Source organism: Rhizobium sp. SU303 (assembly GCF_021052345.1).
Classification (GTDB): domain Bacteria; phylum Pseudomonadota; class Alphaproteobacteria; order Rhizobiales; family Rhizobiaceae; genus Rhizobium; species Rhizobium laguerreae.
Window position 1 is genome coordinate 432270 of sequence record NZ_CP088097.1, and the last position, 18774, is coordinate 451043.

Consider the following 18774-nt stretch of genomic DNA (forward strand, 5'->3'; position numbering starts at 1 on the left):
CAAGGATACTATCTCTCATTATGCACGGCGCTGCTCGATCAGGGCCATTGGCTGGTACCGGCGACTGATGCGGTAGACTGCGGCTGGCGGGATATTGCGCAACGTCCAGCCGATCCTCTTTGAGACAAGACCGAGGGTGTCGAGGACTTCGACGGGCACCGGGCATTTCGGCCCGTAGGTGAATTGATAGAAGGCACCATGCGGTCTGAGGTTGGAAAAGCAGCCCTCGAGCAGCGCCTTCGCATCGTCCGGCCGCATGGCAAGAAGCGGAAGCCCGCTGACGACACCACCGAAAAAGCTTCTGGAAAGCGCCGTCTTCCACATCTCCCGCACGTCCAGATGCAGCACCCTGGCATCGGGAAAGCGATCTTGAAGCAGCGTGGCGAAATCCCGTTCGTATTCGATCAGAGTCAGATCGCGCTCTGCAATGCCGCGTTCCAAAAGGGCGGCGGTGAAAACGCCGGTGCCTGGGCCGAGTTCGAGAACCGGCCCGGTTAACGTAGAAATTTCTTTGGTCATCAGGCCCGCAAGGCGGGGGCCTGATGGTGTGATCGAGGCGATGCGCAGCGGCGCACGAAGCCAGGCAAGAAGAAAGCGTCGTCGATCGAAACGTGGCATGGGACCTTCACGGTGGCTGATTGATCCCCCTATGAACCGGCTCAACATTGCAACAGTCTGTCGTGTCGCAGCCACGGTGACGCAGACGCAGATTTTTATGCCTGAGACGCGACCTTCCGCTGAGCTGCTCTCAGCCCCCTCCTGTCGATCCAGCTTTTGATTTCGGCGGCAATCGCCTCGGGCTGGTCCTCGGGGGCAATATGGCGTGCCGGCCCACAACCCTTGATCTCCAGGCCGGCGACGTTGTCGCGGCACCACGAAATCATCTCGCTGCCGATCAACAGCGTTTCGGAGGGACCGTCGAAGGTCAGCAGCAGCTTGGGAACCTCGGGACTGGCGGAAAGCCAGCGGTCATAGGCCTCGATCCTGCCGACTACATCGGCTGGCTCGCCGTTGATCGGCATGGCGCGCGGCCATTCCAGCAGCGGGCGCCGGCTGTTACGGTCCGGATAGGGTGCGCGGTAGACATCCCAGTCGGCATCGCTGAGCCCTTTCAGCACGGTCGCGCGCAAGGCCTGTTCGATGAAGAAATTTTCGTCGAGGACCTCGGCCTCGCCGGTTCCCGCACCGCGTAACAGTTCATAACGCGCCTTTCCGCCGCCTGGCAGATCCTCCCACCTCATCGGCCGCAGGATGGTTTCCATGAAGGCGATGCCGCGCACTCGCTCGGCGTGGCGCGAGGCCCAGTCGAATGCCAGCGCGCCGCCCCAGTCGTGGCCGACGAGCACGACGCCGTCGAGGTCAAGCGCATCGAACCAGGCGTCGAGATAGGCGATGTGATCGCCATAGCGATAGCCGATGTCGGGTTTGTCGGAGCGCCCCATGCCGATGAGATCGGGCGCCAGGCAGCGGCCAGGCCCGATACCGGGCATGATGTTCCGCCAGAGATGCGATGAGGTGGGATTGCCGTGAAGGAAGACGATCGGGTCGCCCTCCCCCAGTTCCTCGTAGGAGATGAACGAGGTGAGGATATCGATGGTCGGCATATGGAGCTCCACGCTTTCGTGCTGTATAGGCAGGTGACTGTCCATTTATCATATAGACAGTTACCTGTCTATATCGCTGCGCGGGGTTTCATGTCGTCCTCTTCCCTTGGCCTGTTGTTGCGTCTGGTCCATCAGCATTGGACACAGGCAGTCGAAGCGGCACTCGATGAGGCCGGCTACGGCGATATCCGCCCGCCGCATGCCAACGTCTTCACCTTCGCGCGGCCGGAGGGCATCCAGGTCAGCGAGCTGACCAAGCTCGCCCGTGTTCGCAAGCAGACGATGACGCAGGCCGTGGAAGAGCTCGAGCGCCTGGGTTATGTCGAGCGCCGGCCCGATCCGAACGATCGGCGTGGCCGGCTGGTGTTTCTAACGGAAAAAGGCCAGGGGGTCAGGCCGATAGCGATGGCGGCGGGCCGGCGCGTCGATGAAAGCTGGGCGGCCTTGACCAGCCTGCAGCAGATGGACGATCTGCGGACAGCACTCCGGCGGCTGCTGGAACAGCTGCAATAGCGAAGCGGGGCTTGCTTGAGACGACCCTTTCCACTTTAACCGTCGGACGACCGAAGGAAAATACATGCCGGGTGACAACAGCAAGGGCGCCGAAGAGGATGTCGTCATCATCGGCGCCGGTGCCGCCGGCATCGCCGCCGCCCGCCGCCTGCAGGCAATTCGCCCGGATCTTTCCATCCTCCTGCTTGAAGCCGGCGATCGTCTCGGCGGTCGCGCCTGGACGGTCGCACTACTTGAGGCCGCTGATATCGGGCTCGATCTCGGCTGCGGCTGGCTGCATGGCGCGCGGACCAATGCCTGGACTGCGATCGCCGGCGAGGTCGGACTGACGGTCGACCGCACGCCTGCGCCCTGGAACGATGGCGGACGGCGGCTTCAGCGCGATGACGCGGAGGCGCGTGCCGCAAGGCAGGCGATCGGCGCCTACTTCGAGCGCCTCGAGAGCCACGCGGGGAATGACGCAGCCATGGCCGATATGCTCGAGCCCGGCAATCCCTGGAACGGCCAGATCCGGGCGGTCGGCACCTATATCACCGGCGCCGAACTGGAGCGGTCGTCGGTCGTCGATTACAACAGATACGATCCGGCCCTGGTCCTGACTGGCGGGTGCGCGAGGGCTATGGAACGTTGGTCTCGCTTTACGGCAAGCCGGTTCGGGCAAGGCTCGGCACCGAGGTCACGCGTATCGACCATCATCATGCCGGCCGCATCGGCATCGAGACGAACCAGGGCGTGCTCAGTGCCCGCGTGGTGCTGGTGACCGTTTCGACCAATGTGCTTGCCGGCGGCAAAATAGTCTTCGACCCGCCTTTGCCCGACAAGATCGAGGCAGCGGCCGGATTACCGCTCGGGCTCGCCGACAAACTCTTCTTGAGGCTCGCGAATCAGGAGGCGCTGCCGGCGGACACGCATATGCTCGGCTCTACCCGTCGCGGCGCGACCGGTACCTATCAGCTCCGGCCGTTCGGCGCGCCCGTCGTCGAGGCCTATTTCGCCGGCGACCTCGCGCATGACCTGGAGGAGCAAGGCAGAGAGGCTGCCTTGTCCTTCGCTGGAGATGAACTGGCGGCACATTTCGGCGCGGACATCCGGAAGGGGCTGTCAGTCGCCGCGATGTCGGCCTGGGCAGCGGCGCCCCATATCGGCGGCTCCTATTCCTACGCCGAACCCGGCGCCTCCGATCAACGCGGCCGTCTCGCCGCGCCGCATGACGAGCGGATCTTCTTTGCCGGCGAAGCCTGTTCGACGTCGCGTTATTCGACGGCGCACGGCGCATACGAGACCGGCGTCGCCGCCGCCGATCTGATCGCCGGCTGGTTTTCGTGAATTTCATGCCTTCGCCGGCTGCGGCGGCAGGCAGGAATATTTTTTTCTCACTTGGTAGCGTGGGCGGGATTGGTTATGCTGCCCTCGCCTCTGTGCTCCCAGCCCAGGGCGCTATACGTCATCCGGCGGCAAGCGGCCGCCTCAAGCACAATATTGTCATTGTCATTGATTGCAGGAGCCCCGGCTTCTACCCCGACGTTTGCACGTCGGCTGCGGGTATCCGCATGAGGAGGAAGAAATGGATTATCGCAAGCTCGGTCCCAGCGGGACCGTCGTCACCGCCTATTGCCTCGGCACCATGACCTTCGGCGCGGAGGCCGATGAGGCCGCCTCGCACAAGCTGCTCGACGATTATTTCGCCTGGGGTGGCAATTTCATCGATACCGCCGATGTCTATAGCGCAGGCAAGTCGGAAGAGATCATCGGACGCTGGCTGAAGGCGCGCCCGACCGAGGCCCGCCAGGCGATCGTCGCCACCAAGGGGCGCTTTCCGATGGGCAACGGCCCCAACGATATCGGCCTGTCGCGCCGGCATCTTAGCCAGGCGCTCGACGATTCGCTCCGCCGCCTCGACCTCGAGCAGATCGACCTTTACCAGATGCATGCCTGGGACGCGCTGACGCCGATCGAGGAGACGCTGCGTTTCCTTGACGATGCGGTTTCATCCGGCAAGATCGGCTATTACGGCTTCTCCAACTATGTCGGCTGGCACATCGCCAAGGCCTCGGAGATCGCCAAGGCGCGCGGCTATACCCGTCCGGTGACGCTGCAGCCGCAATATAACCTGCTGGTGCGCGACATCGAACTCGAGATCGTCGCGGCCTGCCAGGATGCCGGCATGGGTCTGTTGCCGTGGTCGCCGCTCGGCGGCGGCTGGCTGACCGGCAAATACAAGCGCGACGAGATGCCGACGGGTGCCACACGCCTCGGCGAAAACCCCAATCGCGGCGGCGAATCCTATGCGCCGCGCAATGCGCTGGAACGAACCTGGGCGATCATCGCTGTTGTCGAGGAGATCGCCAAGGCGCATGGCGTCAGCATGGCGCAGGTGGCGCTCGCCTGGACGGCGGCGCAGCCGGCGATCACCTCAGTCATCCTCGGCGCCCGCACGCCCGAACAGCTCGCCGACAATCTCGGCGCCATGAAGCTCAAACTCTCCGACGACGACATGGCGCGGCTCAACGAGGTGAGTGCGCCCCAGCCTTTCGACTACCCCTACGGCAAGGGCGGCATTAACCAGCGCCATCGCAAGATCGAGGGCGGCCGCTGAGCCTTCTGTCTGCAACCGGATGAGTCGTCTCGCCCGGTCCGCAACCACCAATGAAAAAGCCGCCATGTTTCCATGGCGGCTTAGCGGCCTTTCTGCTTGGGAGGCGATTTTAGGCCGGAAGCTGGAAGATCACGTTGGCGATCAGGACGATCGCCAGGCCGCCGGCGAGCGCGAGATAGGGCAGGATGCCGGCTTTCTTGACGCCGAGATCCTGGCCGACGAGGCCAAGATCCTCCATCGCGCCGGCCGGGAATTTACCGCCGTCGCGCACATAGTGGCGATAGGCGAAGACCGGCAGGATCAGGGCGGCGAAGATGAAGCCGACCCAGAGCGCATTGGAATAACCCCAGACCTTGGCACCGGCGCCGAGAAACAGCGCGTTGACGAAGGCCAGCACGGTATTGAGGCCGATCAGCCAGGTCGGCGCCTTCCAGGGGCGTTCGATATGGCCGGAATCCATCCGGTGGATCCAGCCGGAATTAAGATTCAGGAAGTTGAAGATGATGTAACCGACATTCGAGACGGCGAGCACGAAGAAATAGCCGCCGACATCCGAGGCAATCGCCAGCAGGAAGAGATTGAAGGCGAAATCGGTCCACATCGCCCGGGTCGGCGCGCCGTGTTCGTTGACGTGGTCGAGATATTTCGGCAGCCAGCCATCCTTCGAACCCTGGTAGAGCGTGCGCGAGGAACCGGCCATCGCCGTCATGATGGCGAGGAAGAGCGCCATGATCATCAGTACGACGAGCAGCTGTGTAACGACGCGGCCGGCGCCGATCAGGCCGCCGAGCGCTTCGGCAACACCGGTGCCATCGACGATCCCGGGGGCCAGCATGCCTGCATGGCCGAGAACGCCCTGGAAGGCGAAGGGCACGAGGAAGAAAAACAGGCAGCAGGCAAGGCCGGAATAGAAGATCGCCTTGAAGGTGTCGGTCTTCGGGTTCTTGAGTTCGCGGGTGTAGCAGACCGCCGTCTCGAAGCCGTATGTCGACCAGGCGGCGATATAGAGGCCGCCGAGGAAGAGCGTCCAGCCGCCGTTGCTCCAGGTGCCGTCGGCAGCGGAATAGGCGGCTGTCGGCGGCACGAGGCCGGTGACGTTGGTGGCAAGGATCTGGCCGCTGACGATTGGGTAGAGGCCGATGATGAGCAGCGGCACCAGCACGATGATGGCCAGCCACTTCTGCACGCTTGCCGTTTCCGAAATGCCGCGATGCTGGATGGCGAAGATGATCAGCATCAGGATGCCGCCGATGAAGAAGGTGGCATTGATATTGGCGGTGGCAAGGAAGGGAATGCTGAAGCTGAAGAGCGACCAGCTGCGGATCGCCGGCGTGAGCGCCGCGACGCCATCGGTGCCGAGCAATGCCTTGACGGCGTCATCGGGCGTCGTGCCGGCATGGGCTGCGATATATTCGGCGACGCGGGGGCTGTCGGCCGTGACGGAAGCGGCATGCGCTGAGATCCAGTCGAGGACCATTTGCGAATCCGCCGCGGGAATCGGGAAGAAGGCATTGAGGATGTAACCGGCGGCGATGGCGCAGCCGAGCGACAGCACCGGCGACCAGGCAAACCAGTTGCACCAGACGGAGAGCGGCGCGATGAATTTCGAGTAACGCAGCCAGGCGGTGGCGCCATAGACCGAGGCGCCGCCGGACTTGTTGGCGAACATACCGGCGATCTCGGCATAGGTGAAGGATTGCAGGAAACCCATCACCATCGAGATGATCCAGACGACGAAGGCGAGTTTGCCCGTCGTGCCTGCGATGCCGCCAATGGAGAAAAGAACGAGCGGCGGCACGCCCGCAGCCACCCAGAAAGCGCCCTTCCAGTCGAGCGCGCGTACAAGCTTACCTTCGGTGCCGGATGCAATCCCGGCCTCCACAACGTCTGTCATCGGTGAAATTCCCCATTCTATTTGTTCCGGACGTATCTTTGTACGTCTCCCTGAACGTGTCTCCCTGACAGTCTCAAGCCCGCCCGGATGATTTTGGCGATCCGTGTTCCCGACGGATTCCCGAGTCTCAACTCTTTATGCATAGTGAAGATATTTTCTTTTTAGTCAACATCACTTTACTTTCCCGGGGCATTTTGTAACCTGCATGGGTGGGTGTCCGAGGACGCCCGATCCTCCCATGAGGGCAGTATGCGAGAACTTCATCCTGCTATGACAGGCCTGCGGCCGGCGGCTGCGAGCCTCGTGCATTATCCCGGCATTCCCACCCTGCCGGAGGGAACCGAGCGCTACAGGGCAAAGGGCGGCGGATCGGTCGTTATGCGCGTCGAGCCGGGCGACCGGGTCAGCGTCATCGACAGCGAGGGCGGTCAGCTCTGCGAGATCTCCTTCCTCGATGAGAAAGGGCGCTTCCTGGCGGCCGGTCTCGGAACGGCATTCAACAATTCGGCCGGCGGTTTGAAGGCCATTCTTCAGGCGGAGGATGAGAGTGCTGCCCGTACGCGTGCCGCACTTCAGCGTCGCGGCGCCGATCTGGCGGCGGCCGGCGCGCTCAGCATCTTCGGGGCCGGATCGACGCCGGGCAGCGTGGCGGATTTCACGATCTCCATGAAGGGCCTGCTGATCGTCGCAGCACCCGCCAGCGCCATGTCGCCGGAGACGCAGGATACGGCGACGCCGATCGAGATCAGGATCAAGCGCAGCCTGCTGATCCGCGATTATGCCTCCGCCCTGCCGGAACCGGCCGCCGATCCGGTCGAGGACATCCGCATCCGGGCGGCGACAGCCGCAGCCTATTTCGTGCGGGCCGGCGAATTCATCCAGATCATCGACGTCTATGGACGCCAGTGCACGGATTTCCAGGCTTTTGCCGTCCGCAAGGTCGACAAGGGTCTCGACCTCGCGCTCGATTCCACCGTCACCCGCACGCTGCTCGGCCGCAGCTATCCGATGCCGGGTCTGCCCTCCAAAGCCTTCGACCGCGACTTCGAGCCGCTGGTCGAAATCGTCCAGGATACGGTCGGCCGCCACGATGCTTTCGCGACCGCCTGCAATTCGCGCTATTACGACGACATGGGTTATCCCGGCCATGTCAACTGCACGGATAATTTCAATGCGGCGCTGGCGCCCTACGGCATTGCCGGCCGCAAGGGCTGGGAAGCGCTGAACTATTTCTACAACACCAATATCGACCACAACAACCAGCTCTATCTCGACGAGCCTTGGTCGCGCCCCGGCGATTACGTGCTGATGCGGGCGCTGACCGACCTCGTCTGCGTCTCCTCGTCCTGCCCTGACGATATCGACGCGGCGAACGGCTGGGACCCGACGGATATCCACGTCCGCACCTTTTCCGGAAAAGAGAAATTCTCACGAGCGGTAGCCTATCGCATGACCCCAGATGCCGACGCCGAACTGACGCGCGAAACCGCCTTCCATCCCCGCCTCTCCGCGTTGACGCGGGACTACACCGAATATCGGGGCTATTGGCTGCCTAACCGCTTTTCCAGCGAAGGGCCGGTCCAGGAATACTGGGCCTGCCGCGAGCGCGCCGCCGTCATCGACCTCTCGCCCTTGCGGAAATTCGAGGTGACGGGGCCGGATGCCGAGGAGCTGCTGCAATATTGCCTGACGCGCGACGTGCGCAAACTGTCGACCGGCCAGGTCGTCTATTCGGCCATGTGCTACGAAAACGGCGGCATGATCGACGATGGCACGCTGTTCCGGCTCGGTGACAAGAACTTCCGCTGGATCGGCGGCGATGATTTCAGCGGCATATGGCTGCGCCAGCAGGCCGAGAAGAAAGGCTTCAAGGCCTGGGTCCGCTCCTCGACCGATCAGATGCACAATATCGCCCTGCAGGGTCCGAAGAGCCGCGATATCCTGAAGGAGATCATCTGGACGGCGCCGCGCCAGCCTGATATCGGCGAGCTCGAATGGTTCCGTTTCACCGTCGGCCGCATCGGCGGCTTCGAGGGTGCCCCAATCGTCGTCTCGCGCACGGGTTACACCGGCGAACTCGGCTACGAGATCTTCTGTCACCCGAAGGACGCGCTGACGGTGTTCGACGCCGTCTGGGAGGCCGGCCAGCCGCACGGGTTGAAGCCGATGGGGCTGGAGGCGCTCGACATGGTCCGCATCGAGGCGGGTCTGATCTTCGCTCACCATGAATTCACCGATCAGACCGACCCGTTCGAGGCCGGCATCGGCTTCACGGTGCCGCTGAAATCCAAGCAGGACGATTTCATCGGCCGCGAGGCGCTGATCCGACGCAAGGAGCATCCGCGCCATCTGCTCGTCGGGCTGGACATCAAGGCGAACGAAGCGGTCGGCCATGGCGATTGCATCCATATCGGCCGCGCCCAGGTGGGCGTCGTCACCAGCGCCACGCGCTCGCCGGTCCTCGGCAAGATGATCGCGCTCGCCCGCATCGACGTGATGCATGCGAGCCCCGGCACCGAGGTCGAAATCGGTAAGCTCGACGGCCATCAGAAGCGCCTTCCGGCGACGATCGTGCCCCTTTCGCATTACGATCCGCAGAAGACGCGGCCGCGCTCGTAATGCCTGCTTTTGAGGTCGGGAGACGGCGATCGGCTTCTTGCGCTGTTGATGAAGCCGCACGTTTTAGCGGCGGCATGCAAGGTGACCGAGATGCAACCTTATATTGAGTGCATGACCCTGAAAAACTAAAAGTTGACAAATTTGGATTGAATGACTATATCTCGGTTGTCGATATTGCTTGTTTGACTTTTGTTATCGCGCGCTGGCAACGTGCCCTGGACGAACTTCCCTCTTCAAAATCGAGATCATCATCCGTCGTGCTTCCGCACGTGCGGTCGTTCAATTGCTATGAAAGGGTTTGTTATGACCACTGGCACAGTTAAATGGTTCAATTCCACCAAGGGCTTCGGCTTCATTCAGCCTGATGACGGCGGCGCTGACGCCTTCGTCCACATCTCTGCCGTCGAACGCGCTGGAATGCGTGAAATCGTCGAAGGCCAGAAGATTGGCTATGAGCTTGAGCGCGATAACAAGTCGGGCAAAATGTCCGCTTGCAATCTCCAAGCTGCTTAAACTGAAATCTGCTTTCCTTTGACCGCGGATGTACCGGCACTGTCGAAAGTATGATACTATCAAGGTCAGGCAAGTTGCCTGGCCTTTTTGCTGCTTTCGCCAAGCGGGCTCATAAATCCAGGATTAATATGACAGAGTCACACAGCAAATCACGCAAGCAGGCGGAGATTGCCTTCGGGAACGCGCAATCGCAGTTCCTGGCGAGAAGCCGCGCGGTCGAAGAGATCGATTCGACCGTACGTGCCCGCGAGGAAAAAACCTTGCGATTACGCGAAGCGCGTGAGGCCAAGGAATTGCAGGATCGCTTGACAGGGGTTACTGCTCCCGGCGCGAAGCGAAAAAAGAAAATCTGACACTACTGCATAATTCCTTAAATCGGATTCGATTTCAGGATAAACCATGCGGCAGTTCAAAGTATTGCAGCGCCCTTCGCGCGTCTGATGGCGCGCGGCGCCCTGGAACAGGATGATTTTAGGCCGGATCGGCCTAGACACTGAATCTGTTCTAATTAAAGAGTAGAGCATGATGTGGTCCGAAAACCGCGCACGATTTTCGACATCATGCTCTCGGGTCGAAGTCAAACAGTCAGGAAACAGATTTGAAAAACGCCAAAAACAACGAGCTTTCCGATCGCCGCAGCGCCGCTGCCGAAGCCAAGGCGGCTCTCCTCAATGCGTATCGTAGCGCCAAGGATTCAGCTGAACCCACAAGGCTGGCAAAGCAGGCGGAGCGTCAAGCCATTGCCGCGGCCAGGGAAGAACGTCGCGCTCAGCGGGAACGCGTCAAGCTCGAGGAACTGGAGCGGGCTCAGGCCGCCGAGGCCGAACGTCAGGCTGCCGCCGAGGCCGCAGCACGCGCCGATGCCGACGCGCGCGAAGCGGCTGACAAAGACCGGATCGCCCGCGTGATTGCCGATGAAGCCGCCCGAAAGGCCGAACGCGACCTGCGTTACGCCAATCGCAAAGCCAGGAAGTCCTGATCGTCAGCGCCGCCTGTTGTCGTAACAGGCAGCGCTCTCTTTCAAGCGGCCTGTACCGCTGCATTCAGCGGGATTTCGACGTCGATCTCAAGGGTCGAGACGTACTCGTTGCGATCGATCGTCACCTGCACCTTGTCGTGGTCAAGCTGCACATGCTTTGCGATCACCGCCAGGATTTCCTCGCGCAGCAGGGAGACCAGGTCCGACCCCGCCGAGGAACGTTCATGGGCGAGAAGGACCTGCAGCCGTTCGCGGGCGGCCGGTGCGGTTCTCTGCTTGTTGAAAAGACGGAAAATATTCATGCCGCCCTCCGTCCGAAGATCTTGCCGAAAATATTCCTCTTTTCCTCTGGGATGGCGATCGGCACCGTCTCGCCGGCGAGCCGGCGAGCGGCGTCAAAATAGGCCATCGCAGCCGCGCTGCGGCTGTCTGCCAGCGTGACCGGCGCACCGATGTTGGATGCACGCAGAACATCCATGCTTTCGGGTATGATGCCGAGCAGCGGGATGGACAGGATTTCCAGGACGTCGTCGACCTTGAGCATGTCGCCGCGTTCGGCGCGGTTGGCGTCGTAGCGGGTGAGCAGCAGGTGCTTTTCCATCCGTTCGCCGCGTTCGGCCTTGGCGGTCTTGGCATCCAGCAGGCCGATGATGCGATCCGAATCGCGCACCGACGAGACCTCGGGATTGGTGACGACCACGGCAACATCGGCGTGGCGCATGGCAAGCGTTGCGCCGCGCTCGATCCCGGCGGGGCTGTCGCAGATGATCCAGTCGAAATAGCGCTTCAGGTCGTTGATCACGCGCTCGACGCCCTCGGCCGTCAGATTGTCCTTGTCGCGCGTCTGCGAGGCCGGCAGCAGGAACAGCGTTTCCAGCCGCTTGTCGCGGATCAGCGCCTGGGTAAGCTTGGCGTCGCCCTGGATGACATTGATCAGGTCGTAGACGACCCTGCGCTCGGCGCCCATGACGAGGTCGAGATTGCGCAGGCCGACGTCGAAATCGACGACGACGACCTTTTCATTGCGTTGCGCCAGCGCCGCTCCCAATGCGGCGGTCGAGGTCGTTTTGCCAACCCCGCCCTTGCCTGACGTGACGACGATCACTTTCCCCATCATTGTCTCTCCTTTGCCGTGGCCCCAGTAATTCAAAGTGTTAAAGCGTCCTTTGCGGCTCACGAAGAGGCGCGTGGCGCTGTCGTCAGATCAGTTTCTCTGCCATGATCGCGTCGTCTTCGAGCCAGAGCTGAACAGCCTGTCCGCGAAGATTGGGCGCCATGTCTTCCGCCATTTTGTAGATGCCGTCGATTGCAACCAGCTCGGCCTCGAGCTTGCGGCAAAAGATCCGCGCCGATGCGTTTCCGATGGATCCCGCCATGGCTCGGCCACGCAAGGCGCCGTAGATATGGACGGACCCGCCGGCGATGACCTCGGCACCCGAGGCGACCGATCCTATGACGGTGACGTCGCCTTCCGGGAAGATCACCGATTGCCCCGAGCGCACCGGCTCCCTGATGACGATCGATTGCATGGCCGGGCGGGTCTCCGCCACTGCCGGTTTGCCGGGCGGATCGGCGGGCTCCTTTGCCTGAACCTCGATATCGGAAACCGAACGACCGCCTTTGAGTGCCGGCGGCATGCCGGATCCGAGGATCGAAGGCCGCGCGCCCTCGATGCCCATGATGCTGACATTGCGCTTGGCAAGTTCGGCGATCAGGTCCTTCAGCTGCGGTCGGTCGATTTGCAGGTCCGTCAGATCGAGCACGACAGGCCGTCCCAGGAAGAAGCCGGCCGAACGCGCGGCCAGATCGTCCAGCCGGATCAACCAATCATCGATCGGAAGATCCGGAGACAGCATGACCGCGAGGAATGAGCGGCCCTTGATGCGGATGGAGCGAGCGTCTGTTAGCACTTTGGTCATCTATGTGAAGAAATGGTTGACCATGTCTACCGCTGCTATGGTTAACAAAAAGTTAACGCAGCCTTAACATTAGCCATAATCACAGCAGATTCTTCAAGCGCAGGATTACCGCAAGTCATTGGAAAAACATTGGAATCTGCGGAGGCTCCGAACGGTTAATAATGGGGCTTTGAACATGAGCCGCAAATCCGCCGCTGCTTGGGTAAAGCTCAGCCTTCCGCCTTGCGTTGTGCGTTGGAAATGGCGCGTGCGGCCTCTTCCGAGGAGTTGGCAAGCGTGCGCATCTCGGCGGCCAGCACGGCAAAACCCGATCCGGCCGTGCCGGCGCGGGCGGCCTCGATGCCGGCATTGACGGCGAGCAGCTTCAGGTAACGCAGCGATTGCAGGATCTCATTGGTCTTCGAAGCGGTGACGCGCATGTCGGCGGTCTGGTCATCGATTCGCTGGTAGAGTGATTCGATGTTGATGATGCTGCCTTCGAGATAGAGAAGCTCGCTCTTTTCGTCCCAGATGCCGCCGCCCGTCTCGGTCACCCAGATGAGATGGCCCATGGCGTGACGGATGCGATATTCCATCGTCCAGTCTGTGCGCCTCTCCAGCGCCCGCCCGACGATCTCGTCCATCAGTGGCACGTCTTCCTCGTACATGATCGAGGTGAAGGTCCGCGTGCGGTTGCCGATGATTTCGTCGGCTGGATAACCGAAGATGCGCTCGATGCCGTTAGTCATCTCAAGCATCGTATAGTTTTCGTCGGCACGGCAGCGATAGAGAAAACCGCTCATGCGCCCGAGAATGCTCGTTTGAAAATCCATGAAGGCGACATCCGAAGAGAAGAGTTGCAGTCGTCTCGCTCAAAGGCGCGGCTCACAATATGCCGGAGGAGGAGAGTGCCCGCACACCCTCCTCCGGCAGTGTAGGCCCGCCTCATCAGTTGCGCAGATATTCCTCCATGGAATCGTCGAGCGCCTCGACCCAGGGCGTGTGGTGCGTCGGCGACATATTGCCGGTCATCAGCGATCGGTAGGCATGGTCGCGGAAGCCCATGATGTTGTGGGCCTTGTGATGCTCCCACTCCATGAAGGTCTGGTTGGTGCCCTCGATGTCGAAGTTGGGATAATCGGTTTCGGCGAGCAGTTCCTTCACATAGTCGCCCTGATACCAGATCATCTGCTCGGCATCCTCGAGCGTTTCCTCACGGGCGCGCCACATGTCGAAATTGGCTTTCAGCTCCTCTTCGGATGGCAGGGTGATGCGACCCATCATCACGTCGCGTGCCCACCAGGCCTGCACGTCGAACATGTTGAAGGTGTAGAACTGGTCCTGCATGCCGATATAGAAAAGCTGCGGGTTCTTGTCGAAGATCACCCCCTTGTAGAGGCTGTCGGCCCAGAGGCGGTTGGCCGTCTTCAGCCGGAGATCGTCCGGCAGGAAGGGGAAATGGTGCTGGTATCCGGTGCAGAGGATCACGGCATCTACCTCCTTGGTCGAGCCGTCGAGGAAATGCGCCGTGCGGTTTTCGAGCTTCACCAGCAGCGGCCGCTCCTCGAAATTCTCCGGCCATTTGAAGCCCATCGGCTTCGAGCGATAGCTTGTCGTGACCGATTTTGCGCCGTATTTCCAGCATTGCGAGCCGATGTCTTCGGCCGAATAGCTGCGGCCGACGATAAGGATGTCCTTGCCCTTGAACTCCAGCGCGTCGCGAAAGTCATGGGCATGCAGCACGCGGCCATTGAAGGTCTTCACACCCTCGAAATAGGGCACGTTCGGCGTCGAGAAATGACCTGATGCCACGACGACATAGTCGAATTCCTCGTCATACATCCGGTCCTCGATGCGGTTATGCGCCGTCACCGTGAATTTCTTCGTCTCATCGTCGAAGCGAACCATGCGCACCGGCGTGCTGAAGCGCACCCAGTGGCGGACATTGGCCTTCTCGACGCGGCCTTTGATATAATCCCAGAGCACGGCGCGCGGCGGATAGGAGGCGATCGGCTTGCCGAAATGCTCCTCGAAGGAGTAATCGGCGAATTCGAGGCATTCCTTCGGGCCGTTCGACCAGAGGTAACGATACATGCTGCCGTGGACCGGCTCGCCATATTCGTCGAGGCCGGTGCGCCAGGTATAGTTCCAGAGCCCGCCCCAATCCGACTGCTTTTCGAAGCAGACGATCTCCGGGATTTCGGCGCCCTTCTGGGCAGCCGATTGAAAGGCGCGCAGCTGCGCCAGCCCGGAAGGACCGGCACCGATGACGGCTACTCTTGTCATGAAGCATTCCCCTCTTGATTATATCGCATTATCTCGCACACTCGCTGCGCCTCAGTCCGGATAGATGCCGGGGCTGGTCGGCGCCCCGTCGTCATATTTGGAAAGCCAGTCGATCGTCGTCTCGCGGAAGCGGGTGAGGCCCTTGTAGTCGATGAGCTCCGGCGGCAGCGTCTTCAGCACGCGCGAAAAGCGGCGCGCCCATTTCGGCACGGTAACGAGCTCTTCCATGTTCATCAGGTAGCAGCGGATGACGAAGAGGATGGCGTTGGAGCGCGGCAGGCGCCAGAGGCTCTGCAGCTCGACGCGCAGATGCACCTTCTCGCCGACATTCTCCTGCGTCACCGTGGTGCGGTCTGGACCCCATTTGTGGTAATTCTCCGGGCTGGTGTCGAGGCGCGGATTGATCGTCATCGTCCAGTTGAAGCGCCGTGTCGGCTTGCCCTGCTGCAGGTTCAGCAGGAATTTCAGCGCCCGGTCGAAGACGCCGATCTGGTGGGCGAGCGGCACCGGCCCGTGCCATTCCATGAAGTTCATGCCGATATCAAAATCGAGCGACCAGTCGGCCTGCGTCGTCACCATGCCGGCGTCCATCCAGAGATTGCTGTCGCGCTGGTCGACGATGCAGAAATCGCCCTGCGCCTGCCGAGTGATATATTCGAAGGGCTCATAGGGCAGCGTCGAAGCATCACCGAAGGTGAAGCTGTCGTCGATACCGAGCGGGCGGTTGATCCAGCGCCACTGGTCGCCGTCGCGGATCAGGGTGAAATGGTCGGGGTAACCCGCCGCCTGCTCTTCCATCAAAAGTTCGAGCGTATCCCATTGCGCGCTCATCATGTGCGGCAGGGCCTGATAGCGCAGCGGATCTTCCTTCAGGACCAACGCCCGGTCGTGCATCTCGGCGACATAATGCTCGTCGACGTCGATCAGGCTTTCGTAGACGGTTCCCGCCCGGCCGTGCACATGCGGCTCCATATTGACCGAATACATGTATTCATCGCGGTCGAACGGAAACGGGAAACGCCGGATGTTCTCGGGGCTGTTCCGATAGCTGAAATCGTTCCGGAAGGTTTCCTGCTTGAAGACGATTGCCATGTCCCGGTCTCCTTATTCCGCTTCCGATGCCGCTAGAGATCAAGATGCAGCGTGTTTCCCTCGAAGCGGGAAACGCAGATCATCACCTTGCGGCCGGATGCTTTTTCTTCGTTCGTCAGATAGACGTCATGGTGCAGCAGCTTGCCGTCGCAGGTGACGACCCCGGTCTCGCATTGACCGCAGGCGCCGCCGCGACAGAGGAAGGGTGCGTCGACGCCCGCCGCCTCGATCGCCTCCAGCATGCTTTCGTGATGGCCGACCTTCACTGTCTTGCCGGAACGGAGCAGTTCCATCGTGAAGGGCTTGCCTGGCAGAGACGATAGGAACCGTTCCGAATGCAGGTTCTGCTCCGGCCAGCCGGCGTCGAGTCCCGCCTTCAGCACGCTGTCGATCATGCCGGACGGGCCGCAGACATAAAGATGCGTGCCGAGCGGCTGGGTGCCGAGCAGGCGCGTCAGGGGGATGGCGCCGCCTTCGGCGTCGCAATAGATCTTGATGCGATGTCCGCCATAGCGCTCGACGAGTTGGTGCCAATAGGCGCCGCGGTCGCGCGTGCGGATGGCATAATGCAGCTCGAAATTGGCGCCCTCGCGGGAAAACTGCTCCATCATCGCAATGAAGGGGGTAATGCCGATGCCGCCGGCGATCAGAAGATGCTTGCGCCCGCGCCAGTCCGGCTGGAACAGGTTGACGGGATAGCTGACCTTCAGCTCGTCGCCTTCGCTGAGCTTCTCATGCATGAAGGTGGAGCCGCCGCGCGAATCGTCGACGTGCAGCACACTGATCTCATAGGCTGCGCAATCATGCGGCGGCGACATCAGCGAATAGGCGTTGCGGCGCATATGGCCGCCATCATTCATCAAAACGATGACGTGGGCGCCGCCGGAGAAATACGGCATAGGCTTGCCGTCAAGGCGCTCGAAACGGAAGCGCTTGACGCGATCGGCGATCGGCGTGATCCGCGTCACGCGGACAGGAATTTCAGTGCCACCGCTCAAAGGAACAACTCCTCCGGATCAGGCGCGCTGCCCGGTTCTTCCGCATCGATATTGACGCCCTGGAAGGCGGCGAGCCGACGCGAATAATGGTCGCGCACCAGAAGCGGCAGCCCGCAATGGCTACAAGTGAAGGGGCTGGTGGTGACGTCGTCGGTGATGCCCTTGCAATGGACGCATTGCACGCGCCGGGCCAGCGAGCCGCGATGCTCGGTGATGACGGAGGCATGGTCCATGCCGTAATCGAGCGCCACCAGCATTGCCTGGCCGATGAAGCCTTCCGTGCCCGAGAGATAAAGCCGCGTGCCCATATGGGCGGTGGCAAGCGAACCCTTCAATCGGAAGAGCAGCGTCGCGATCGTCGGGGCGGTGAAGAACATGTCGGCGCCGAGGCGGCGCAGCGTCTCGTCCAGGCCGGTGCCTTGCGAGCCGCGGGCGACATAGAGGATTTCGCTGCGGGAAAGCGCCGTTTCGTCAAGCGCCGGCTGCTGATCGAGGAGCGCCTTGGCACCCTCCCCTTCGAGCGCGAAAATGTGCCGCCGGGCGTTGGGCTGGATGGTCAAGCCTGTGTAGACTGGTCGGCTCTTGATGCCTGCAACGAGCATTGGCGTGCTCCTTAACCTACGGCGGTCCTCTTCTTCTTCTCCGGATCGTCGAAAGGAAGCGTGTGGGCGGTGGCGCCTGCCTTCACGGTCTTGCCGCGGACTTCGAGTTTCGTCCCATGCACCGCCTTGTCAACGTCCAGACGGGCAATCGCCATGGATTTCTTCGTCAGCGACGAATAGCTCGGGCAGGTAATGACGCCGACCTTTTTGCCGTCGGCAAAGACTTCGTCGCCGAGATCGGCCGGTCCGTCGGCATCGATCAGCATGCCGAAGATCTTGAAACGTTCCTTACCCTTGAGGCGCGCATGTTCCTCGGCGCCACGGAAGCCTGTCTTGCCGGGGCTGACGGTAAAGTCGAGGCCGAGTTCCCAGAGGCTGTCGCCGGGCGGCTGATCGGCGAAGGGATACATCTGCGAATTGTCGTAAGGGTAGAAGAGCAGGTAGCTTTCGACCCGCAGCATGTCGAGAACGGAGAAGCAGCAGGGGATGATGCCCATCTCCTTGCCTTCCTCGACGATCCGGTCCCAGACCATGACGGCGTCCTGGCCGCGCACGAAGATCTCGTAGCCGCGTTCGCCGGTATAGCCGGTGCGCGAGATCATCACCGGCGCGCCGAACAGCGTCGTCTGCATGTGGTGGAAATATTTGAGGTCGCGGATGCCGGGCACATATTTGGCGAGATAGTCGACCGCGATCGGACCCTGCAGCGACAGGTCGTGCAGGTCGTCGTCGAAGAGCACGGCGCAATTGCGGCCCGCAGCCTGCTTGACGAGTTCCTCGTGGCCGGAGCCGGAGCCATGCACCAGCATCCAGGAATTCGGGCCGGTGCGATAGACGATGCAGTCGTCGGTGAAGTGGCCGCGCTCGTTCAGCATGGTCGCATAGACCGACCGGCCGGGGTAGATCTTCGTCAGGTCGCGGGTGGTGATGGAGTCGAGCACGGCGATGGCGTGCGGGCCGACCAGGTGCACCTTCTTCAGGCCCGAGACATCCATGATGCCGGCCTTGGTGCGGACGGCGACATGCTCTTCCGACATGTCCTTGTCGTAGGTCCAGGCGGTGCCCATGCCGCTCCAGTCCTCGAGCTTCGATCCCAGAGCGCGATGCCGATCCGCCAAGACGGAGAAACGCCATGATAAAGCCATTGTCCGTTCCCTTTTGTTTCCTCTACGGAATATTT

The 18774-nt window shown here is 61.5% G+C and carries 18 protein-coding genes and 1 pseudogene; 7 read left to right on the forward strand and 12 right to left on the reverse strand.

The annotated features are described in order from the left end of the window. Positions 1-18 precede the first annotated feature (18 nt). Together RlegSU303_RS30975 and RlegSU303_RS30980 are read right to left on the reverse strand one after the other, a co-directional pair. Positions 19-618: a class I SAM-dependent methyltransferase gene (locus RlegSU303_RS30975; RefSeq protein WP_131720056.1), complete on the reverse strand. Its 600-nt coding sequence runs from the start codon at positions 616-618 to the stop codon at positions 19-21. A 95-nt stretch (positions 619-713) separates the two neighbouring features. Then, positions 714-1604: a haloalkane dehalogenase gene (locus RlegSU303_RS30980; RefSeq protein ID WP_231283929.1), complete on the reverse strand. Its 891-nt coding sequence runs from the start codon at positions 1602-1604 to the stop codon at positions 714-716. On the opposite strand from RlegSU303_RS30980, the gene RlegSU303_RS30985 reads away from it, so the two are divergent. The 3 genes and pseudogenes from RlegSU303_RS30985 to RlegSU303_RS30995 all read left to right on the forward strand — a co-directional run bounded on the left by RlegSU303_RS30985 (position 1605) and on the right by RlegSU303_RS30995 (position 4713). Continuing rightward, entirely contained in the window at positions 1605-2117 is a 513-nt protein-coding gene (locus RlegSU303_RS30985; RefSeq protein WP_131720054.1) for a MarR family winged helix-turn-helix transcriptional regulator, read from the forward strand. 64 nt (positions 2118-2181) lie between these two features. Next, positions 2182-3443: pseudogene (locus tag RlegSU303_RS30990) on the forward strand (flavin monoamine oxidase family protein). 238 nt (positions 3444-3681) lie between these two features. After that, a complete protein-coding gene (locus RlegSU303_RS30995) occupies positions 3682-4713 on the forward strand; it encodes an aldo/keto reductase (protein ID WP_131720052.1) in 1032 nt (343 codons plus the stop codon). Between the two features lie 109 nt (positions 4714-4822). Here RlegSU303_RS30995 and RlegSU303_RS31000 read toward each other — a convergent pair whose 3' ends face one another. After that, positions 4823-6607: an APC family permease gene (locus RlegSU303_RS31000; RefSeq protein WP_094088564.1), complete on the reverse strand. Its 1785-nt coding sequence runs from the start codon at positions 6605-6607 to the stop codon at positions 4823-4825. Positions 6608-6856: 249 nt separating this feature from the next. Between RlegSU303_RS31000 and RlegSU303_RS31005 the strand changes: the two genes are divergently transcribed. The 4 genes from RlegSU303_RS31005 to RlegSU303_RS31020 all read left to right on the forward strand — a co-directional run bounded on the left by RlegSU303_RS31005 (position 6857) and on the right by RlegSU303_RS31020 (position 10718). Continuing rightward, the gene (locus tag RlegSU303_RS31005; protein ID WP_222373026.1) at positions 6857-9226 is read left to right on the forward strand and encodes a DUF1989 domain-containing protein; all 2370 of its coding nucleotides are present in this window, start codon (positions 6857-6859) and stop codon (positions 9224-9226) included. A 303-nt stretch (positions 9227-9529) separates the two neighbouring features. Beyond that, positions 9530-9739 carry a cold-shock protein gene (locus RlegSU303_RS31010; protein ID WP_003548109.1) on the forward strand — a complete coding sequence of 70 codons (210 nt, stop codon included), beginning with the start codon at positions 9530-9532 and terminating at the stop codon, positions 9737-9739. Between the two features lie 128 nt (positions 9740-9867). Next, entirely contained in the window at positions 9868-10092 is a 225-nt protein-coding gene (locus RlegSU303_RS31015) for a hypothetical protein (RefSeq protein ID WP_003548112.1), read from the forward strand. Positions 10093-10337: 245 nt separating this feature from the next. Next, positions 10338-10718, forward strand: coding sequence for a DUF6481 family protein (locus RlegSU303_RS31020; RefSeq protein WP_017957701.1), 381 nt, complete (start codon positions 10338-10340; stop codon positions 10716-10718). Positions 10719-10759: 41 nt separating this feature from the next. Here RlegSU303_RS31020 and minE read toward each other — a convergent pair whose 3' ends face one another. The 9 genes from minE to RlegSU303_RS31070 form a co-directional block, all read right to left on the reverse strand. Beyond that, positions 10760-11020 carry a cell division topological specificity factor MinE gene (gene minE / locus RlegSU303_RS31025; RefSeq protein ID WP_003574994.1) on the reverse strand — a complete coding sequence of 87 codons (261 nt, stop codon included), beginning with the start codon at positions 11018-11020 and terminating at the stop codon, positions 10760-10762. Continuing rightward, a complete protein-coding gene (gene minD, locus RlegSU303_RS31030; RefSeq protein WP_018448670.1) occupies positions 11017-11832 on the reverse strand; it encodes a septum site-determining protein MinD in 816 nt (271 codons plus the stop codon). Before minD ends, minE begins: the two co-directional genes overlap by 4 nt. A gap of 85 nt (positions 11833-11917) precedes the next feature. Then, positions 11918-12637 carry a septum site-determining protein MinC gene (gene minC / locus RlegSU303_RS31035; protein ID WP_025397601.1) on the reverse strand — a complete coding sequence of 240 codons (720 nt, stop codon included), beginning with the start codon at positions 12635-12637 and terminating at the stop codon, positions 11918-11920. A 209-nt stretch (positions 12638-12846) separates the two neighbouring features. Next, positions 12847-13449 carry a methyl-accepting chemotaxis protein gene (locus RlegSU303_RS34280; protein ID WP_222373024.1) on the reverse strand — a complete coding sequence of 201 codons (603 nt, stop codon included), beginning with the start codon at positions 13447-13449 and terminating at the stop codon, positions 12847-12849. A 115-nt stretch (positions 13450-13564) separates the two neighbouring features. Then, complete coding sequence (locus tag RlegSU303_RS31050) at positions 13565-14902, reverse strand: NAD(P)-binding domain-containing protein (RefSeq protein ID WP_131628611.1); 1338 nt, start codon at positions 14900-14902, stop codon at positions 13565-13567. Positions 14903-14953: 51 nt separating this feature from the next. Beyond that, positions 14954-15994 carry a heme-dependent oxidative N-demethylase family protein gene (locus tag RlegSU303_RS31055; protein ID WP_131628612.1) on the reverse strand — a complete coding sequence of 347 codons (1041 nt, stop codon included), beginning with the start codon at positions 15992-15994 and terminating at the stop codon, positions 14954-14956. A gap of 32 nt (positions 15995-16026) precedes the next feature. After that, complete coding sequence (locus RlegSU303_RS31060) at positions 16027-16992, reverse strand: PDR/VanB family oxidoreductase (RefSeq protein WP_131628613.1); 966 nt, start codon at positions 16990-16992, stop codon at positions 16027-16029. After that, on the reverse strand, positions 16989-17594 hold the full coding sequence (locus RlegSU303_RS31065) for a dimethylamine monooxygenase subunit DmmA family protein (RefSeq protein ID WP_131628614.1): 606 nt from the start codon (positions 17592-17594) through the stop codon (positions 16989-16991). Before RlegSU303_RS31065 ends, RlegSU303_RS31060 begins: the two co-directional genes overlap by 4 nt. Positions 17595-17605: 11 nt before the next feature. Beyond that, entirely contained in the window at positions 17606-18739 is a 1134-nt protein-coding gene (locus tag RlegSU303_RS31070; protein ID WP_131643755.1) for an aminomethyltransferase family protein, read from the reverse strand. Between the last annotated feature and the right edge of the window lie 35 nt (positions 18740-18774).